Source organism: Erysipelothrix urinaevulpis, assembly GCF_009828835.1.
GTDB classification, from domain to species: Bacteria; Bacillota_I; Bacilli_A; order Erysipelotrichales; family Erysipelotrichaceae; genus Erysipelothrix; species Erysipelothrix urinaevulpis.
Map to the genome: position 1 here is coordinate 146,796 of NZ_WTTB01000006.1, position 22,131 is coordinate 168,926.

Annotated in this window: 11 protein-coding genes and 1 pseudogene; all 12 read left to right on the top strand. The window is 30.7% G+C overall.

The features are described from left to right. Positions 1-219 precede the first annotated feature (219 nt). The 12 genes and pseudogenes from GVV10_RS07895 (at position 220) to GVV10_RS07950 (ending at position 22,117) form a co-directional block, all read left to right on the top strand. Complete coding sequence (locus GVV10_RS07895) at positions 220-1,815, top strand: type I restriction-modification system subunit M (protein ID WP_159521412.1); 1,596 nt, start codon at positions 220-222, stop codon at positions 1,813-1,815. Further along, positions 1,805-2,962: a restriction endonuclease subunit S gene (locus GVV10_RS07900; RefSeq protein WP_159521414.1), complete on the top strand. Its 1,158-nt coding sequence runs from the start codon at positions 1,805-1,807 to the stop codon at positions 2,960-2,962. The genes GVV10_RS07895 and GVV10_RS07900 overlap by 11 nt, the downstream gene beginning before the upstream one ends. Positions 2,963-2,974: 12 nt before the next feature. Further along, positions 2,975-6,124 (top strand): type I restriction endonuclease subunit R, encoded by a 3,150-nt coding sequence (locus tag GVV10_RS07905; protein WP_159521416.1) that lies wholly within the window; start codon positions 2,975-2,977, stop codon positions 6,122-6,124. Positions 6,125-6,436: 312 nt separating this feature from the next. Next, positions 6,437-8,983, top strand: a complete 2,547-nt coding sequence (locus GVV10_RS07910; RefSeq protein ID WP_159521418.1) for a P-loop NTPase fold protein — start codon at positions 6,437-6,439, stop codon at positions 8,981-8,983. 3 nt (positions 8,984-8,986) lie between these two features. Continuing rightward, positions 8,987-11,569 carry an amidohydrolase family protein gene (locus tag GVV10_RS07915; protein ID WP_159521420.1) on the top strand — a complete coding sequence of 861 codons (2,583 nt, stop codon included), beginning with the start codon at positions 8,987-8,989 and terminating at the stop codon, positions 11,567-11,569. 789 nt (positions 11,570-12,358) lie between these two features. After that, positions 12,359-12,640: a hypothetical protein gene (locus GVV10_RS07920; RefSeq protein ID WP_201290024.1), complete on the top strand. Its 282-nt coding sequence runs from the start codon at positions 12,359-12,361 to the stop codon at positions 12,638-12,640. Positions 12,641-12,729: 89 nt separating this feature from the next. Next, a pseudogene (locus tag GVV10_RS07925) lies at positions 12,730-13,912 on the top strand (IS3 family transposase). A 108-nt stretch (positions 13,913-14,020) separates the two neighbouring features. Beyond that, entirely contained in the window at positions 14,021-15,610 is a 1,590-nt protein-coding gene (locus tag GVV10_RS07930; RefSeq protein WP_159521424.1) for a hypothetical protein, read from the top strand. A gap of 267 nt (positions 15,611-15,877) precedes the next feature. Next, entirely contained in the window at positions 15,878-16,732 is an 855-nt protein-coding gene (locus GVV10_RS07935) for a GIY-YIG nuclease family protein (protein ID WP_159521426.1), read from the top strand. Between the two features lie 301 nt (positions 16,733-17,033). Next, complete coding sequence (locus GVV10_RS07940; protein ID WP_159521428.1) at positions 17,034-19,220, top strand: hypothetical protein; 2,187 nt, start codon at positions 17,034-17,036, stop codon at positions 19,218-19,220. Positions 19,221-19,610: 390 nt separating this feature from the next. Continuing rightward, positions 19,611-20,489 carry a helix-turn-helix domain-containing protein gene (locus GVV10_RS07945; protein ID WP_159521430.1) on the top strand — a complete coding sequence of 293 codons (879 nt, stop codon included), beginning with the start codon at positions 19,611-19,613 and terminating at the stop codon, positions 20,487-20,489. Between the two features lie 56 nt (positions 20,490-20,545). Beyond that, a complete protein-coding gene (locus GVV10_RS07950; RefSeq protein ID WP_159521432.1) occupies positions 20,546-22,117 on the top strand; it encodes an ATP-binding cassette domain-containing protein in 1,572 nt (523 codons plus the stop codon). The last annotated feature ends 14 nt before the right edge of the window (positions 22,118-22,131 follow it).

Below are 22,131 nucleotides of genomic sequence, written 5' to 3' on the forward strand. Positions count from 1 at the left end.
TAATTAAGTCTTAAATTTAATCGTTAAATATAGTTTTTGACCAAAGTTTGAGCTTATAGGTTAGTCTGTGTCTTTTTGAAATTAGATGTAGTTAATCATTTTTAAGGTTCTGATGCTTAACTCATAATATAGGGAAATATACATAAATAATCACATAAGTAGCATGGTATACTTATAAATGAAGTAATAATACATTAAGATTAATTATAGGAGGATTTAATGAGTACAAATTTAAATCAAAGACTATTCAATGCAGCTGATTCATTGAGAAGTAAAATGGATGCATCTGAATATAAAAATTATTTATTAGGTTTAGTTTTTTATAAGTATTTATCAGATCAGTTACTACAAACGGTTGTGGAACAAGCTGGTGAATTACTTAAAGAATATAATTCACTTGAAAAACAAGAAAAGTTATATAGAGATTTCTTGGAGGATGAGTCTACTAAAGCTGACTTAATTCAAACACTAAAAGATGTTATTAACTATGACATAGAGCCAGACTATTTATTTCATCATTTAGCAAAACAAGCTAAACAAGGAACATTTCAATTGAATGATCTGCATAAAGGATTCATTTATCTGACTACAAATTTTGAACAATTCGAAGGTTTATTTGATGATATCGATTTAACATCACGTAAGCTAGGACAAGATGATCAACAACGAAATATAACAATAACCGAAGTCATCAAACAATTAGATGAAATAGATGTCCTAAGTCATGATGGTGATGTTGTAGGGGATGCCTATGAATACTTGATTAGTGAATTTGCATCAAGTGCTGGGAAAAAAGCAGGAGAATTTTACACTCCGAAAATGGTTTCTAAAATGATGGCGAGAATTGTAACACTAGGAGAAGAAGATCGTAAGATCTTTAGCGTTTACGACGCCGCAATGGGTTCAGGATCATTAATGTTAAATGTTAAAGATTATATTAAAGATACCCGAAACATTAAGTATCATGGCCAAGAGTTAAACACTACCACATACAACTTAGCACGAATGAATTTAATTCTTCATGGTGTTGATAACGAAAACATGAACTTAAACAATGGAGATACATTAAACAAGGATTGGCCGACAGACGAACCTTATCTATTTGATAGTGTTTTAATGAACCCGCCTTACTCAGCAAAGTGGTCATCAGATGACTCTTTTATGGAAGATTCAAGATTCATGAGATATGGAAGACTTGCGCCTAAATCTAAAGCGGACTTCGCATTCTTACTCCATGGTTTTTATCACTTAAAAGATACAGGGACCATGGCAATTGTTTTACCACACGGAATTCTCTTTAGAGGTGGGGCTGAAGGAGCCATCAGACAAAAACTACTTGAAGATGGAAGCATCTATGCAGTAATCGGAATGCCATCAAACTTATTCTTTGGAACATCAATCCCAACAACCGTTGTGATACTAAAGAAAAATAGAACGGATAGAGATGTACTCTTTATTGATGCGAGCAACGACTTTGAAAAAGAAAGAAACCAAAATAAATTAACTGAAAAACACTTAGACAAGATTATAGAAGCATATACAGATAGAGACTTTAAAGATAAATATTCTTACTTAGCATCATTTGATGAAATCAAGGAAAATGACTTTAACCTAAACATCCCAAGATATGTTGATACATTCGAAGAAGAAGAGCCTGTGGACATGGCTCAAGTCGGAGCAGAAATTAAAGAAATAAGAGAAGAACAAAAACAATTACAAAAAGAGCTTTACGATACAATCTCTGAACTTACTTATTCAAAAGAAGATGAAGATTGGATCAAAGGAGCCCTTGAGGTGTTTAAGTATGAAGACTAAAAGAAAAACACCTGATATTAGGTTTAGAGGCTTTTCTGACGATTGGGAACAGCGTAAGTTAAAAAATATATCGAAGATAAATCCTAGTTCAAAAATACCTAGTAAGTTTAACTATGTAGATTTAGAATCAGTACAAGGCACTGAGTTAAAATCATTTAAGAGAGAATTGATCGAAACAGCTCCAAGTAGGGCTCAACGTCTAGCTAATAAAGGTGATCTATTTTATCAAACTGTAAGACCATACCAAAAGAATAACTATTTATTCAAGAGAGATGATACGGACTTCGTTTTCTCTACTGGTTATGCACAAATTAGACCTGAAATAGATGGAGATTTTATACTTTCTTTAGTGCAAACTACAAAATTTGTTAACTTAGTATTGGTTAGATGTACTGGTACAAGTTATCCGGCAATTAATAGTAACGATTTAAGTCTTATACCGATAAAAATTCCCAAAAATAATTTCGAGTCTATGAATATCGGAGCATTGTTTTCGAATATAGACAAGATTATTACTCTTCATCAGCGTAAGTTACAGCAATTACAAGAAGTTAAGCGTGGGATGTTGTTGAATATGTTTCCTAAAAGAGGAAATAAGATTCCGAAATATAGAGTTAAAGAGTATTGTACGGAATGGGATAATCAGTATCTCGGGAATTTGACGGAAATAAAAACAGGCTCAAGTGATCTACAGGATGCAAGTGAGAATGGAATATATCCTCTTTACGTAAGATCTGAAGAAATAGAGAGAAGCGATAAGTATATCTATGATGGTGAAGCTATATTGATACCGGGGGAAGGTCGATTAGGAGAAATATATCATTACATAAATGGGAAATTTGATTATCATCAGAGGGTTTATAGAATTAGTAATTTCTTAGATAGCAATACCAATGGTAAGTTTATACTATACAGTCTTCAAAACAGTTTCAAGAGGCATGCAATGACACATACAGTGAAGGCAACAGTTGATTCGTTAAGATTACCAATACTAACTGAATTTCCGATATTAATACCAACATTTGAAGAACAAGTGAAAATTGGGTTATTTTTTGAAAAGCTAGATAGAATGATTGAATTACAAGAAAGTGAGATAGAATTACTGGAAGAGACTAAAAAGGGTTTTTTACAGAAGATGTTTGTATAGGAGGTGTTTGCGATGTCTGTGGGTGATTATAATAGTGAGGCGCAAGTTGAAGAACGTCTTATAGAGGTATTAGCTGAGGGTGTTAATCAATGGGTTTATCGAGATGATTTAAAGTCTGTTGATGATTTATGGGGTAATTTGAGAGTTAAGATTACTCAAAACAACTTGGCGGAATTGAATGATGTTCCTTTATCTGATAATGAGTTTGAGAAGGTTAAAGTGGAGTTGATGTCTAAGACAGTGACTCCTTTTGATGCTGCAAGATGGTTAAAAGGTGAGAATGGATTTGCTCGTATTAATATTGAACGTGATGATACATGTTTAGGCCGGGTATCTTTAGTTTTATATTCAAATCATGATATCGCTGGTGGAATATCAAGTTATGAAGTTGTCAATCAAATAGCGACTTCTAGTGATAGTGAGGCGAGTCGTTCACGACGATTTGATATAACCTTACTGATTAATGGATTACCTTTAATTCAAATTGAATTAAAACAGATCAAAGCTAAAGATGGTTTCTATCAAGCGTTTAATCAAATTAAGAAGTACACTGAGGAGGGGACGTTTAGAAATAATATATTTTCCACATTACAGTTATTTGTAATTTCTAATGAACAGAATACACGATATTTTGCGAACTCTTTATCCAAAGACATGGATCCTAAAAATCTTTTTACTTGGAGAACACGCGATAATAAAAAAGTCGATGATATTTATGAATTTACGAAGCAGTTTTTAAGTATTCCCCGTGCTCACGAGATGATTGCAGATTATACTATTCTGAGTGAGGATCAAAGTCATAAACGTCTAATGGTTTTACATCCTTATCAAGTTCATGCAATTGAGCGAATTTATGAGTCGGCCTCACGACATGAAGGCGGGTATATTTGGCATGCAACAGGATCTGGTAAGACTTTAACAAGTTTTGTCTCGACCAAGCTTCTAGCGAAAAAGCCAGGGGTTGACCGAACAATTATGCTTGTGGATCGTAAAGACTTAGACAATCAGACAACGAGTGAATTTACCAAATTTGCGTCTGAGTATAATACCGGTATATCAAGTTATAAAGGTGCTGAGAATGCTTTAATTGTTGGGACAGGGAGTTCTAGGGAACTCAGTAAAGTACTATTGTCTGATGCAAATTCTAATGTAGTTATTATAACAACAAGGCAAAAATTAGAAGCAGCTTTAAAGTATGCTCGTGAACAAGAAGAGAGTAACAAAGAAAATCGTTTTAAGAAGTTAATTGGACAACACATAGTATTTATTGTTGATGAGTGTCATCGTGCTATCAGTTCTGAAGGCATGGCGTCTGTCAAGTCATTCTTTCCAAATTCAACATGGTTTGGATTCACAGGGACGCCTATTTTTGAAGTGAATAAAAAAGAAGCGAAAGGGCAGCTAGCAAGAACGACACCTGATCAATATGGAAAAGAACTTCATACGTACACAATAAAAAACGCTTTGGATGATAAGTCTGTGCTAGGGTTTCAGGTGGAACATGATCATACTATTCATGACACAGATATTGACAATGTAATCTTTGATGCATTAAGGGCAAAGAGAGTTAATCAAAATAAATCAGATGATCAACTTCATTCAATTATTGGTAGTATGGATGGAATTAAAAGAGAAACGTATATTGATGATAAGGTTTATGAAGACGATATGCATGTTGAATCTGTTGTAAAGAAGATGCTTAAGCCAGATAATGCATATGTTAAATTTGATTTTGAGAATGGTAGGCCAACCAAGTCAGCTATTTTAACTACGAACTCGATCGAGATGGCAAAAAAATATTATAAAAAAATTCAAGATATTAAGAAAAACTCAAATTGGATAGAGGAGTTATATCGTGATAGCCCAGTACAAAAAGGACGTGTCATTGATGATCCAGACTTCCCAAGGATTGCGATTACTTATTCAATAGATGAGAATAGTGTTGAAGCAGCTCATAAAGAAACAGAAATGGAAAATATTATCGATGATTACAATAATTACTATAATACCTCGTGGAATATTAGTGAGATTAATCGTTACAATAGTGATATCAATAATCGCTTAGCTCGTAAAAAAGCTGAGTTTAAGAAATTTGGACAACAAATTGATTTAGTCATTGTTGTGAACAGACTATTAACTGGATTTGATGCTCCACAAGTTCTTACTTTATTTGTCGACCGTAATTTAGAGTACGCGAATCTTATCCAGGCATTTTCGAGAACAAATAGAACTTATCCTGGAAAAAATAAAGGGTTAATTGTAACATATCGAAAACCCTTAAGTATGGAAGATAATGTAAATAAAGCGGTAGAATTATATTCTCATTCAAAAGAGCATCACGCTTTGATTTATCCAGATTATGAAGAAAGTAAAAAAGAATTCAAACTTGCTTTTGATGCCTTGAGCAACTACTCACTAGAAGTAACGGATGAAAATGTTGATATTGAAACAAAGATCCAATATGTGAGGGATTTTCAACGGTTACAAAAAGCACAAGAAGCTTTAATCACATACGATAAGTATAATGAAGAGTACGAAGAATCTGAAGCCATGAGATCTATGGTTGCTTTAATTAAAAAACATGAGGGTACCTATAATAGTATAAAAGGATCGCTTCAACATGAAGCAGAAGAATCAACGGAGAATGACCTAACGGAAATTAATTTTTATAGTGAACATAAAGCAAGTTTGTACAATATAGATTCAAGATATATAGATCAGCTTTTAGATGCATATACTCCACATGATACAAGCGTAAGGTCAGAAATAGAAAAAGCACTTCAGAATATGAATAAGGCAGACGTAGTAAAAGAAGTATATAAAAATATTTTAGATGAAATTGATACTGGTAATCTTGCAGAAAATGAAGATATCTTTTCAGTTAGAAGGAGATATTTTAGTGATGCTAAAGAAAACATTATAGACAAGTTCTCTAAGACATGGTTTGTTGATAGAAACTTATTATACACGTCCGCATTTCAGTATGAAATTGGCTCGAAAAATATCCCAAACTTACCAGATATATTAAAAAGCAAGGATTTTTCTAAATATAAAGAAAATAATATAGAAGTAAAACCTTTTAAGTACACGCAGGATATAAGTAGAGAATGGATGAAAGTGTTAAATGAGAATATTGTTCTCTACGATAATGAATTAAAGTAGCTACAGATTAATTTTTGTAGTCGGATATGAATTGTATAGACTATTAAAAAAAATTGCATATTTAAATGGAGTGTCCACTAAAGTGTTGACACTCCACCAAATGAAATTAGAAATACTTAAATCTATTTATACATTAGTGTTCCAAAATTGCTCTACCACTACATACAGAGTATGAGTAGAATTTAGATGTTTTTAAACTAACTAAAAATATCTAGAGGATTTATTTTAAATGAAGGTGGTATTTTATGTATTGAGCTAGAATGATAAGAAAAAATAATTTGGTCTATTTAGAATGATAAAAAGGAGAACAATATGTTACAAAATAATAAATGGAAAAAAATATACAAACCAGTTGCTTTGAGTAGAGAAGAAACTATTGCTGTTATCGATCACGGAAATGATTATTTATTTAAAGATCAACTAATAAAGATGGTTGAATTAACTAACGAAAATGACAATGAACATCATACGAATATTATCGGTGTGGTTGGAGAACGAGGATCAGGTAAATCATCATTACTTCAGACATATAAGAACTACGTGCATGATCAGAAAGGGAACTATGTGTTAGATATAATTGACCCGAATGAGGTTGAAGGTGATTTATCGATTATTGTATATTATCTAACTCAAATCTATTCGCTTGTTAAAAAAGAGTTTAATCGTTTGGGATCGTCATGCAACCTTTCTGAAATCGTATATAACTTAGAAGAACTTGTTGGAATGTTACATGATGCCAAAAATAAGCGATTGTTTGATGATCGAAATGTTCCAAACATTGACCTTCTAGATGAATTTGAGAAAAAAATGTCATTCGATAAGATGCTTAAAAAACTTACAGAAGATGTGATACGCGAGCTGTCCAAACTTAGTAACTACAAAGAAATAAAAAGATTTGTTCTTATTGTCGATGATATTGATTTGACTGGGAATAAATCTGTTAAACACATATTTGATGATGTCATTAAATATCTTTCAGGATGTGCAACTATTGTTTTGTCATTTAGAGACAGTCAACTTCAAAATGCTATTGTCAATGGCTTAATTGAAGACAATGACCGATTACTAAATAAGAAAATTATCAATACAGAAGAACTCAGGACACAAGCTAAAAACATGGTTGATAAAGCTATTCCACAGTCAAAAAAAGTATACCTACCAACGAGTAATGATTTTTTAGAAGCTCAAATTAAATCAATATTCGAAGATCTTGACTTGGTATTAGAAAATTGGAGTAGTCTGAATACTGAAACAAACGTTTTTGATACAATTTTTAGAGAACTCTTTTATAGAACGAATTTAGATATTAAACCAATTGATACTAGAGAAAATGAAAGGCTATTTATGCCTTCCAATTTAAGGGGTCTTCTTCAACTTTGTGAATTTATTGATCGATCTCTAAAATACGAAGTCGAGAGTAATGAAACTAATGCAGAACGTTACTATAAGAATTTATTGATTTTTAAATCGTACTTTGTTGATAAGTTAGAAAAAGAAATGAATACTGAAGAAATTCTCTTTTTTAGAAACTGGATGAATGCTCCGGTTCAACTCAAAAATCACATAGCTTTTTCCTATTTATATTATAATGCAATCGAAAGTGTTAAAGATAACTATGGAGAAGATGTAGTATCGTATCCTCGTAATCTTGGTGCGGAGCCTCACAACATATGCTTGGGGGATGTCGTACAATCGATGGAAGACTATAAAAAAATTAATACGATGGGTTCAGATAAATCAAACCCTGGCTATTTTATCTATAATTTTAAGGTTCTTTACTCTATAGAGTTTAGTCTCCTAACTTCCAGTATTTTACATGATATTCAAGTTCGTAAAATTGATTTATCTACTTTAAACACGCATTTGGACAGTGATGTTAATTTTAATGACTATTTAGAACTAATGAATGGGCTCATAATCCCAGAAAATTATAATTTTTACTCTTACTCGAGATCTGATGAAGTTGCGGTTGTGAGACTAAGAGATCTAGATGGATTTTCGTTTGAACGTCAAAATTTTAAACCTTCATATTTTACATATTCAGGTTTCTCAATTACCAGTGATGTATCAAAAAACATCAATGAAACGGGCAATGGATTAAAGTATCGTCACTATTTTGAATATAGAAATGATTCCATTGAAAATGTTAGAGAAAATACTCTATATAGAACGAATCCCTTCGCATATTTATCAAATAAATCGTACATAGTCGACGCCATTAGAAATCAAATTGACCCTGATAATGGACCCGAAGGCGGATCATTTCTTCTTTTCAGTAATATGTTCACCATCGACTTTTTAATAAGAAAAAGCTTACATAGAAGATCAGAGAATAATCCAGTTACATATACTTTAAACAGACTTACTAAAGGTATTTTTTCAGAGTATAGTTCAATGATAAAAGAAGGGAAAATAATAAGGCATTTTGGGATTAAAGATATTCATTTGATTAAGCAATTTACAGACTCATTTAAGGAACCAAAGATGTATGAAAATAATGTGATTCAGAATAAAATGAGAGTATATTATCCACCATATACCGAAAAAGATATTAAGGAAATAGAAAAAAATAACATTATTAATCTTAGTAAATCAATGAAAATAAATAATGCTAAGAATAAGATTTATAATTTTGATAATAAAGATGAGGTAAACTTAAATAATAAAAATATAAATGATGTGCAAGAATATATCAATTTTTTAAAACAGTTCCAAGATTATTTAATTAACCAAAATGCAACTACAAATGAAGTTGAACTTTTAATTGATAAACTAAAAAGAAATAGAAGAAAAACTATTAAAGAAGATGAAAGAAGGCAAATTGAGATTATATATAATAAGTATGAAGAGAAGGAATAAATCATGAATAGTTTAGATAGAATAATTGGTGTTTTATTTAAGGATATCAAATTTTGTGAGTTACTAAAGCAATTTGAAAAAATTAAAGATCCTTTAGGAAATGTAGGATTACCAAATTATAATTCTTCATTAAATTTTTTATCAAAAAATCAAAGTAATGGTTTAGAATTTATAAATGACCAATATTTTGAAAAAATTAAAAAGGTATATAAAACCAGGTATAATTTTGATTATAGCGATGATGAGCTTGATATTTTATTGTCTTGGATAGTAAATAATATGACAAATCAACCACCTAAAAACAACCAACAAACTAGAATTAATACTGATTCAAACTATACGGGTATAGATCTTATTCAGTATATCTCGTCTACATACATAAAGAGAAATAAAGGTGTTGCAACTGTGACATTCAATAATTTACTCGAGTGGGATGGATTTATAAATAAACTTGATTCTAATGTTTTTTATTCTTCTTATTTGTACAATAATCGATTAGATCCTGAGGAAAATATTAATCACTCTTTATTCGTAGATCATGATGCTGAAGATATTAAGCAATTACTTAGAGAAGGTATTTCAGAAAACCATATGCATCTTAAGGGATCTGGGTATTCAGTAGATTTAAGTTGGATTGCATATGTATTGGATTCATTTTATAAGGTTGACTCTTTTACAAAGTGTGTATATTCGAAAACTTCAGGTAAAACAGTAAGAGAACTACAGGAGGAAAATTTTGCTTTTAATAAACTTAGGTACCTCCATTTTTATATATGGTCACTTAGAGAAAGTATCCCTTCAGAATATAAAATAAGTTCTAGTGAAATGATTGATCTTTTTACAGTTCGTCAACAAGATCGCAAAGAAATGATAATTCTGTTAAAAAAGGAACCAGAAAATTATCAAGAAAAAAATAAAAAGAAAATAAAATCACTTGAAGTTCGTTTTAAGTATTTACAAAATAAATTTAGAGAATGGTTTGAGTCTAAGACAACTACTACTTATAATATAGTCCAAAGAAGGGGAAATAAAAATGAAACTGCATTGGCTCCAATTATTGCTCAAAGAGTTCTTTATCATATAATCATTGAAAACTATAATAATAATTTTAATCAATTGGACTCGTTCCTATTTAACATGTATATTACAGGGATCAATCAATTCAAATTAAGATTAATTCATGACAATCATAATACTGGATTTGGTCAGTTTAAAGAACACGAGAATATAAAGTCGAATTTCATTGAACACTCAGACTATTTTAAAGGTCGAAACATTAATCAGATTATTTATGAAAGTGTTTTTGATAAGTATTATAGAGATGAAAATGTTGAACTGATTGAATTTAGAGTGACACCTTTAAATCCGACAAAGTTACAAAAATTAGTAAATGATCTTGATTTAATAAACAATAAAATGTTTGAGCATCACAACAAAATTAATTCTAAAAATAGAAAAAAAATTGATTATGGGATTATTTGTCATTACATAAAATCTAACGTTGAGCATAACAGTGGAATTGAAGTGGATCGATTTAAAATTGACAAGTATGAATTTGATACTGAGTTTACATCAATGAGAAAAATCTATGAAAGAAAAAACAAAAAATTTTTCAAGGAGAATACATTTGACTACTATAAGGACAAAATAGTAGGGATTGATACGGCAAATTATGAGTTAAATTGTAGACCCTACTTGTTAAGTGATATTTATCAAGGTCATCGACTATTAAATGATTTCACAAGCAATATTGGTTTTACATATCACGTTGGTGAGGAATTTAATACCATTGTTAATGGACTTAGAGCAATTGATGAAGTAATTTGTTTTCTAAATTTTGGTCGTGGAGATAGGCTTGGTCATGCGATTGCAATGGGCTTAGATGTAGATAAGTATTTTGCTGCAAAAAGATGTAAAATTCATACCTCAGTTGAAGATTATGTTGATGATATTGTATGGATGTTTCACATCATATCCAAAGAAAACAATGAACATGTATCGTTCTTAGAGTCTGAATATGAAAAGTACAAAATGGAATTTCTTCCATCTCGATTTGAAACATTATCTATCCATCATTATCTAACAGCGTACAAGTTACGCTCAAAAAAAACTAGAGATATTTGTAGTAGTTGTTTTGATAATAGAATTTCAAATAAACTGTATTTGGAGTATCACATGAACACTGAATACAAACTTGAGGCAAAAAAGAAAGTAGTCTTAGAAGCGAGCGATATCTATATCGATTGCGTTAAAATGGCTCAAAAGTTGCTGAGAGAAAAAATTACGAAATTAGGGGTAGAAATTGAAGCAAACCCAAGTTCCAATTATAAAATTTCTTATTTACGAAAAAGAATTGATTTACCACTGTTTTCTTTTAACTCAGACGGACTCTGGGAATCAAATTTTAAGAACCTAAGTGTAAGTATTAATACTGATGATAGTGCGATATTTCAAACGAATTTATCGATGGAGTATGCTTTAGTTGCGGCCACACTGCACAAGGAAAATATAGCTTATTCAGCAATTCTTAAATACTTAGAGAAAATACGAGTTATTTCAATGAGACAATCTTTTATTAACAGGTAGTTAGGTTAGTTTTTCTAGGTTATAGTTATTTAATCTATATGAACTAGTAAATAAATTGAATTATATCTATAATTTTTTCACTACACATGAGTAAAAAACGATTGATACAACTTCTATTGAAATAAGCTCAATCTTTCTAGAGACAGCGAGTCCGAACTAGAAAAAATTGGAAAACGTAATTATAAAAATGTTGTCATTTCAAACTGGTTGAATATTTCACTTGTCAATTTATAATAATGAAATGATTCAAAAATGAATAATTGATCTGGAATATAAGATTTAAAGTACATTTTATCAACCGAATAACTGCTAAATTTGCACTCAAATGCAGTTTCCAAATGATTTGGGACTTAACTTTTTTTCATTGTCAATTTTAATGAAGTTTTACAATAACTTTAGGAGGAAAAATGCAATTTAAAATTAATCCTTTCATAGGAGGAGGATATTATGCTTCAAAACTAGGATTCTTGTTGTTGGCGAAAGTCATTATACTCGAGATTTAAATCAATTCGAAAATATTGATGTTTTAAGGAACATAACAATTAATACAGTTGAAAAATATCTTAAAAACGATTGGTCAATTGAATACTTCAAACGCATTGCAAAATTTTTGAAAAAAAATTCGGATGTAAATTCATTTATTGAATTATCATTTATTAACTTCTATGAAAAAGTTATTATGGAAGGAGAAACTATAGATGGAACAAGAGATTTAGGAAATAGTCCTTCTGAATTCTTAAATAAAATAAAATATCTTAAGCCAGATGTTATCATAGTTTTTCAGCAAAAGTGGATGAACAATTACCTGACTCAAAAACGATGAATAATATTACGATAGAACAAAGTAAAATATATGTATCAGGGGAGGCTATCTCTGAACAATGGAAACGAGGAGGACAAAAAATTAATTGCTGGGATTTGTTCGTTAACGGTAAATTAATACCGGTATTTAAATTTAATCATTTCACAGGTTATCCTGGATATTATGATTTGATGATGAATTTTGAAAATGATTTCTTAGAGGTTAAGAAGAGATGGAATAAAGTTTTTAGCAAGAAATTGCTTGGATGAAAATATGGCTAAATTAAAATTGCAGTGGTATAGTTAATTTGTAACACCTGTGTATAATCCAGTACAATAGAAGAAACAGAAGAAAACATATGAAACGTTACAGTACAGAAATAGAAAATAAAATCGTTGCACCTAATATCCAAGATGGACGTAGCATTGTAAGTTTTGCCACTGAATATGGTGTATCAACCGCATCCATTAATAACTTAGTTCATGATTACCGCAAAGAATGCCAAGTAACGCTAGAAACAATGAATGAACTTGAGTTAATGGAGCAGAATCGTATACTCAAGAAAAAACTCTCCGAAGCTGAGAAGGAAAATGACTTTCTAATAAAGACGGCGGCATTCTTTGCGAAGGAAACGAGCAATTAATCTATAAATTTATTGAACAGTATAAGGATTACTTTGGCTTACGTTGGTTATTAAGGAGTTTTGGTGTTTATGCTAGTGGGTATTATAACTATCTCAAAAACACAAAGCGGGAGTATCTTCAAAAGAAGCATTCCATCAAAAATTAAATTAAAGATGTCTTCCAATCTACAGGTGGCATTATAGGCATCGTGGAATGGTCGTATTCTTAGCTCGTGATAACTTCAATAACAGTAAGACTACTGTTCATAAATATATGAATAAAGAGTTGTAACTCTACTGTGTACCTAATAAGAAGCGCCCTCAACACATTGAAGGAACGAAGCATGAGATATTTCCAAATCACTTATCACAAGACTTTGATGTAAACGAAAAGAACACAGTTTGGTGTACCAGCTTTATTTATATCAAAGGATGGAATGGTAAGTTCCAATACAACTGCAGTATTTTGGACCTTGCAGACCGAAGCATTGTGCCACTAAAACGAGTCGAATGATGACAAGTTCACTTGCAAAAGAGACTTTAGATACAGCGTTGTCTTCACAAAAGGAAAGGCCTAAAGGTTTAATCCTTCATAGCGATCAAGGAAGCCAATTCGCATCCTATGATTTCACAGAAGATTGCCTACAAAACGAGGTGATTCAAAGTTTGAATAAAGCTGGATGTCTTTATGACAATGAGGAGACGGAACGATTTTTGAGAACCTTGAAATTTGAGCATATCAACCGATTACAGTTTAAAAGTGACAAACAACTCGAAACTGGAATATCAGAATATATATGGGTGGTATAACCAGGTTAGACCACATCCATCAAACGGTTATAAAAATCCCAATAAAATTAGAAATACTACAACTTATTTAAACATTTGTGTTACAAAAAAGCTTATCCACTACAACTAAAGTATTGACACTCCGGTTTATAATATGTGTAATAGAGATTTTAATTTAGAGTTAGATTCAAATCACATTGTTCTAATGAAAAGTTATATATAAGGAGGATTGAGTAAATTGAGCTTAGTAACATTACTGGATATTAGTAAAGAATCAAATATTATTTCTAGAATTAGTCAAGAAGATAAAATGATAAACAAGCTTCTAATATATGAAAAAGAGTCTAAAACTGATTTAGAAAAAATCAAAAATTATCTATTATATCAAAGTTATTTGAATCATGAAAACGACTCATTATTTGCAAGTGGAGAAGAACTAAAAAGATTTAATAAGATTATGAGTGTATTAAAAAGAATCTGTGAACTTGAAATCGGCACACGCAATATTTTGATTAATAGATACTATTCAAAACTAATTAAAGAATACCTTTTCTGTAAAAATGAAATTATTATGATTGCATCAAATAAAGGAATAGATTCAATAGTTAGAGAGTATATTTTTGATTGTTGTTACCATGATTTGCTTATCCCCAAAAATTTTAAGTTATATATATCATATTTAAAAGAGAATATTAAAATTCTCGAAAAGTGGTTTGAAAGAATAGTTGTTGAGAATGTGTATTACATAGATTCGTCCATTGTTGATAATCTAGAGTTATTAAATTCTTCTCAATTTAAGGATCAAACCGAATCATTCAATAAAACTGTAACATTAGATTTCTCACGGAAAGTTCAATCTGATTTAACAGGGACAGAAAAAGACCAAGTGTTTTATCTATATGATAAATTCTATCATGATTGGCTAAAATACCTTAAAAATTCAAAGTCACCAGAAGTATATAATTTTGAGTCCTTACAGAAGGTGATTTCACCGAAGTTTGATCAAGTTCTTAGGACCTATGGACATGTTTTCTCTGACAAAATCGATTCATCTGAAACTATTGAATTACTTAAAAAAGAAATATCTAGACATGGAATAGTACTCTATGAATATACTCATAGACCACAACAGAGAGATAGCATCTTTTCAATTCTCGAAGAAATGGAACTATCGGTATTTGATGGTGTTTTCTCAAATAATTCTAATTCATTTTTTACACATAGTAGGATAAAACAGTTGGACTATTTAATGTTTAATTTAATGAGTATTACACATTATATAATATACAATGAACCAGATTTATTGATTAGCTCAATGAGCTCTTATGTCGAACTTATTGACAGTGAATATAGCATAAATGATGACTATAAATTGAACGATGATTTTAATACATTGTTTGATATAATTAGAAATATATCGGAGAAAAAAGACGAAACTAATTTGAACCAAAAAATATCAATTGCTAATTATTATGGACCAACTATGTATATGTGTAGTTTGATAGAAAAAATTCTTAGAAATTTTTATAAGTTTCAACGTAGGGAAATTGATTACATAAAAGATAAAAGCATTTCACTCAACTATTTGCTATCTGACGAAAATCAAGAAATTCAACAACTTCTTGGTAAATGCCAATCGAAAGTTATCCGGTACTATCTATTATCCGATGAGAATGATGAAGGGTTGAATATAAGAAATGATCTAGCACATCTAAATAATGATCACGAAATAGAATCTTTCTTTAACAAATTTCTATCAACTACTTTTTTATTGTTTTCAGTTCTTTCTTCAGTAGTTTTGGATAGTATCAAGAAGAACAAATTGTGAATCAAAAATGAATATTGTACTGGATTATATACAGGTGTTACAAATTCACTAAACCATTACATTGATGGAGTATCTTATAGATACAGCGAATAAATAAGAGTCTTATTTATAAGAATGAAAATCGATTTTTTTGAACTTGCAAGCAGAATAGGTTATTCGTATAGACCTTCAGTGCCGAATTGAAAAGAGAAACAGTGGGTTTAGTAGTAACTGGATTCCCCTCAATATTGAAGGGATTTAATATATAGCAAAGAAAGGTTTGATACTATGAACTACATAAAACTAAATAATATCCTTGGTCTAACTGATGAAGAAATTAATAACAGTAAAATAGAACTCAATATGCAAGCTGGAGTAGGAGGAGAATCAAACATTGATCTTTGGCTTTATTGTGATGAAAAAAACAAAGAAAACGGAACTTGCCCAAAATGTAGTTATTGGGGTTGGTATGGTAATCAGAGGAATTTTAGACCAGGTCAATGGGTATTTAGCTTCGCAAGGTTAAGAGATGATGAATGGCTCTTCACATCAGCTGCAGAAATTATTGATGTTCCAGAAAATGCATTTGGAAAGGTAAAAATTATCGATAAATATAAGCCTTACTTTGGTAGGTTGGTTATTCAACTTGTTAAAGGAAATACTTTTGCTCGATATACTTTTAATCTTTGTAAGTATATTGAAGAAAGTAGAGTAAAATCTATTTTACCAGCATTATATGGAGGTGAAGATTTTCCGGGTTATGATAAGGTTAGATTATCTTATAAACAGTTGTGCACAATAATTAAATATGGTAAAAATGATTGGCTTGCAGCGTTGGAAAATCAAAAGGCAGTATATTTGCTAACAGATATTACTAATGGAAAGATGTATGTTGGCTCTGCTACAAGTGATTATGGAATGTTACTTCAACGATGGAAGAACTACATAGAAAATGGTCATGGTGGGAATAAAGAACTGATAGAATTAGTTTATCATAAAGGTTTCGACTACATAAAAACAAACTTCTATTATTCTATTCTTGAAAATTACAATGCTAAAGTAGATGACCATATTATTTTAGAAAGAAAATCATGGTGGAAAGAAGTATTACAAACTAGGAACTTTGGATATAACAGCAACTAAAGGGGTATCAAAATTGAATAATGCAGGAACTAGTTTCAAATAATGAGCGAAACCTCAAGAAAAATATTACTCAATTTTAGTAGTAATAAGAGACTTTAAAATCGATTTATATAAGACTACATGACGACAGCACCAGAATATCTCACTTAGGCAGACACTTCTCAATATAACGAAAATGTAATAATAAGAGAAGGTGAGAAATGATAACATGGATTCAAAGAAAAGATGTGTTGTTTTAGACGTATTGTCTGTTGTGTTTAATAGTGAGATAATTCAGTTAAGAAAGCTGAGAGGGCATAAAATGAGCGAGAATAATAATCCGAACGATTTTTTTAGAACATCAAAGAAGTTAACAAAACAATTTGGCGATATTACTAAAGACATTACAGATTCAACAATTAAAAAATCTCTAGAAATTGGTTCAGGTATTTCTGATATTGGTCAAGAAGTAATAAAAAACACTTCAGATATTGCATTAAGTGGTCTAAAAACTGGTGGAAAATTTGTTCAAGATGTAACGAACTCTATAAATGTTCAATTTCAAGAGAATAGAGTAGAAAAAGAACTAAACAAAATTTACTCTAAAGTTAAAAAAAACAATGAAATCAAAAGTATTATTGAAGAGTTAGATATTACATATTTGACGAAAATGATGGGAGAGTTGGGTGAATCTCCAATAGAAATTAATGACAAAAGAATTTCATATTTGAAACGTTTTTTTTCTATTCCAATAGAGCAAAAACTACTTTGGGTAGATGCAGAATTTGACCTGAAACCAAGTGGTATTGTGCTAACAAATGAAGGGGTATTTATTAGAAGTAATGTAGAAGTATTTAGTAAAGGGGTTCCAAATGTATTCTTTTTTACATGGGGAAGTTTTGATCCTTTATGGTTTGTTGTTGAAGATGAGGAGAATATTGCGCTTCAAGTTGAAGCACCTCACTATGTTAACTTTGTTGCGGTATGTAGAAAAGTTTCTGATTTTAGTATTGAGGACTATGAAAAAATTGAAAAAGAACTAAATTTGGAAATTGATAAAACCAATAATGCGGTTCACAAGAAATCTTTAATTATTTCTGGAGGTGTCCTTTCAAATCAAGAATCTATTTTTGTTGACCAAAAGTCAATTTATAATACAAAATCTGGTCACGGAGAAATGGTTGAAGAAGAACTAACCAGAATAGATAAGTTGATGGGTAGAAATGCGAAAGTTCTTGGTCGAGATAATGCTAAAAATGGAGCAGATAGAGTTGTAAATGGTATGTTAGTTCAAACAAAATATTATAATTCTGCAACAGGTTCGATCGAATCTTCATTTGATAGTGAAACAAAAATGTATCGTTATATAGATAATGGAAAACCAATGCAACTTGAGGTTCCAAAAGATCAATACCAAGATGTCCTTGAGAAGTTCAAGAAAAAAATAGAAGCTGGTCTTGTGGATGGGATTAAAGATCCAGAGCGAGCGTCTGAAATTGTTATAGAGGGAAAACTTACCTATAAGCAAGCAGTTAATTTAACGAAGGCTGGGAATATAGACTCTATTTCATATGATGTGAAATCAGGGGCAGTAATTAGTCTTAGTGCTTTTGGGATATCCTTCATCTCATCGTCATACACTGCATGGAAGACAACTCAAGATGTAGAGAAAGCAACAAAAATTGGCCTCTTAAGTGGAGTACAAACTTCTGGATTAACGTTGATTCAACATGTATTAGTTCAACAAGCTGTCCGCACTAAGGCTATGCATATCCTTCTCAAACCAAGTCAAGTAGTTGTAGAAAAAATAGGAATGAAATCATCACATTTTTTGGTTAATTCGCTAAGATCATTGTCAAATAAACCACCTATTTATGGTTCGGCAGCCACGAAACATCTTTCAAAATTAATGAGAACTGGAGTTATCACTGCCGGTATTTCGATTGCTATATTCTCGATTCCAGATACCTATAAGCTTTCAGCAAGTAAAATTAGTGGAGCGCAATATTCAAAGAATCTAGCAATATTAACGACAACTCTCATAGGAAGTGTTGGAGGAACGATGGTAACTGGAGCAGTTTTAGGCTCGGTAGTTCCTGGATTAGGAAATGTAGTTGGATCAATGATTGGATTTTCGGGAGGACTTGCTGGAGGAGTAGTGGCTTCAAAGGGAGCTAAAGGTGTCAGTAATCTATTAATGGAAGATGATATAATAGTTTTTAACAGAATGCTTAACATATACCTAATGCTCTTAATTACAGAATATATGCTAGATGAAAATGAAACAGCTAAAGTATTTAAAGAATTATCAGTAATTACGAGTCAAGAATTTCAAAAAATGTCAGAAGAGGTTTTTAAATCATCTGAACAAGAAAAAGTTATTGTTGAGTTCCTGACCCCGATCTTCGAAAAAGTTATTATGAATCGAGCAACATATGTCACTCCAACAGATGAACAAGTTGAACAAGAAGTGTATAATTTTTTTACAAATCTTGAATATAGTTTATAAACAAAGTTAACCTTTCAGGATCCATTATTAACTTCATTGAGTGATAGATACTTCTCTCTATAACGAAAATTGTTATAATAAGTTGAAAATGAAAACATTTGTTTTAAAAAAGATTTATACAGATTCACTGAAAAATCAGATGATTGATTTGTAAGAATGAACCGAACCCAAAATTTGAGTTGCTTTTATATTTAATTTATAGGAAAGGTAAAATTTCAAGTTAATCAATCATTGTGAATTTAAAGAAAGAGTTAATTAAAGAAATTTGGTGGAAAGAACTTGTAAGTAGTTTAATCATGGAACAAGTATTTTCTTAAGTTCATAAATCTAAACAGTCCAGTAATTACTATGTTATCATATTTAAAACAGTCGTTAGTGGGAGGGGTTAAAATGAATTACAGTTCTATCTATAGAGAATTGCGAAAAGGAAAGAAACAAACAATAGAAGAAGTATCTCGAGCAACAGGTTATAGAGTGTCCAAATCATTTATTTCAAAATTTGAACGTAATGAGAGTGATGTATCGTTTAGTCGTCTCTGCTTACTTCTTGATGCGCTTAATATTAGCCTTAATGAGTTTTCATTTTTGCTTGATGATTCACATGTTAAGGATGATATCGACATATTTCTAGAACAAGTTTCATCCAGTTACTATAAAAAAGATGGAAATAAACTACAAGAGATTGTTGAAAGAGAAAGACAAGAGTATCAAACGACTGGAGTATATGATCATCTTTACAAATCGATTCTTGCTAATGTATTTTATTGTGATTTACATCAAATAAAGTTATCAGATAATGAAATTAAGTCTCTTTCCGATTACCTTTTTGGTGTGGATTATTGGAGTAAATATGAACTGATTATTCTAACCAATTGTATGACCATGCTACCTAATAGTATTGCTGTAACCTTGACTGATGAACTTATTAATAAAAACCAACTTTTTGGTGGTTATGATGAAAATATTGAGGTGAAAACACTCCTAATCTTTAACACCATGATTAACTGTATTAATAACAATAAGATGTATTTATTACAAAAGTATATAAATGAATTGGATAAAATGAATCTAGACGATAGGTTTCTACTAGCAAAAATTTTGACAAAGTTATTCAAAATAATTGATGAGACGAATATAAAGGGTGTAGACTTTTTAGAATCAGAAGTCAACAAACTAACGTCATTCTTAAATTATATTGGTGCTGATCGTCTCAAATTATTAGTTGATGAAATATCAGATAACTATTTAGTGCACTATAGTGGAAATTAAAGTTTCTTGAAGTATTGATTGTATGATTAGACTATCTTTAAAAAGGAGATGAGTCTATGACAAACATATATAAATACCTAAGAATTGAATGGAAAAAATCAATAATTGTATTATTTTTGATCTTTATAGTTACTGTTTCTCAAGTAGCAACCTCATATGTTCAAGTATGGTCATTCAACAGACTATTGAGGAATGATTTTTTAGGCTTTTTAAAACTTGAATTACTGGGTATAAGTTTATGGATTGTACTATTATCGTTCAATCATCGGCTGGTCATCAGCAAGGAGAAATTAATCACTCAAATATCAAATAGTATTCGAGAAAGATATATAAGAGCAATTGCTAGTAAACCATATAATGAATTTATCGAGTACGATGCTAATTATTATGCAACAGGATTAAGCAATGATATTGCCTTGATCGAAACGAATGGTTTCGTGTCATTTTTGAATATGATTGAAACAACTTTCTTGATGAGTTTTTCTCTTATTGCACTTTTTTCTTTTCATTATTCAATTGCTATATTGACTGTAGTACTCACAATCGTAGTGACGTTTCTTCCCCGTTTTTTCAACAAAAAGTCACAAGTTATTACGGAGAAATATCTAAGTTCGACGAATCAGTATTTATCTAAAAATTTAAACATTCTAGAAGGAGTCAACATCCTATTTTCATTAAATAGAATCGAACTTTTGACGAAATTAATCACTCAAAACAATCATAAGTTTAAAGATGAGAAAATATTATATGTTAAACAGAATGGAGTGATTAACCTTTTCATTGCACTCATAAGTATTACTAGTCAGATGAGTTTATCAGTATATACCGGATATATTGCTACAGAAGGACTGATTACCTTGGGAGTTCTTGGTTCGGTAGGGAATATTGCAGCGAATGTCTTTAATTCACTCACCGTCTTTTCAAGGGACATGATATCAATTAATTCAGTATCTTCAATATTACAGAAATTCGAGATTGATGAAATAGTAAAGAACGATTCAAAAATTAGTAATCAGTTTACTTCATTAGAAATTTCAAATCTATCTTTAGATTTTGGAGAGAAAGAAATTTTTAAAGATGTTAATTTATCGTTTCAAAAAGGTAGAAAATATGCAATTACTGGAGAAAGTGGAAGTGGTAAAACGACACTTTTAAATTTGATTCTAGGTAGAGTTAAAAACTATGAAGGGTCAATTTATTTAAACAATATAGATATTAAAGAACTGTCCAATCGTGATATATCTCAATTAATTGGATATGCTCAACAAGATAAACACTTATTCAATGATACAATCTATAATAATATTACCTTATGGGGATCCATCGATGATTCCAATCTGTTAAGCGTGTTAGAACTCGTTAACCTTAATAACTTAAACACTACGTTAAATGCAGTTAAAGCCAATCTATCAGATGGAGAAAAACAACGACTAATTCTGGCGAGATTGATATTACAAGGTAATGATGTCTTCTTTATTGATGAAGGGACTTCTAATCTTGACAAAAAGAATGCAGATGAAATTGTTAGAAAATTACTGGAATTGAAGGAAACTACAATTGTAATGATTACTCATCATCTTTCCGACGAATTCGAAAATGAGTTCGATCAGGTCGTTAATTTAAGTTGAATCAATGATAGTTT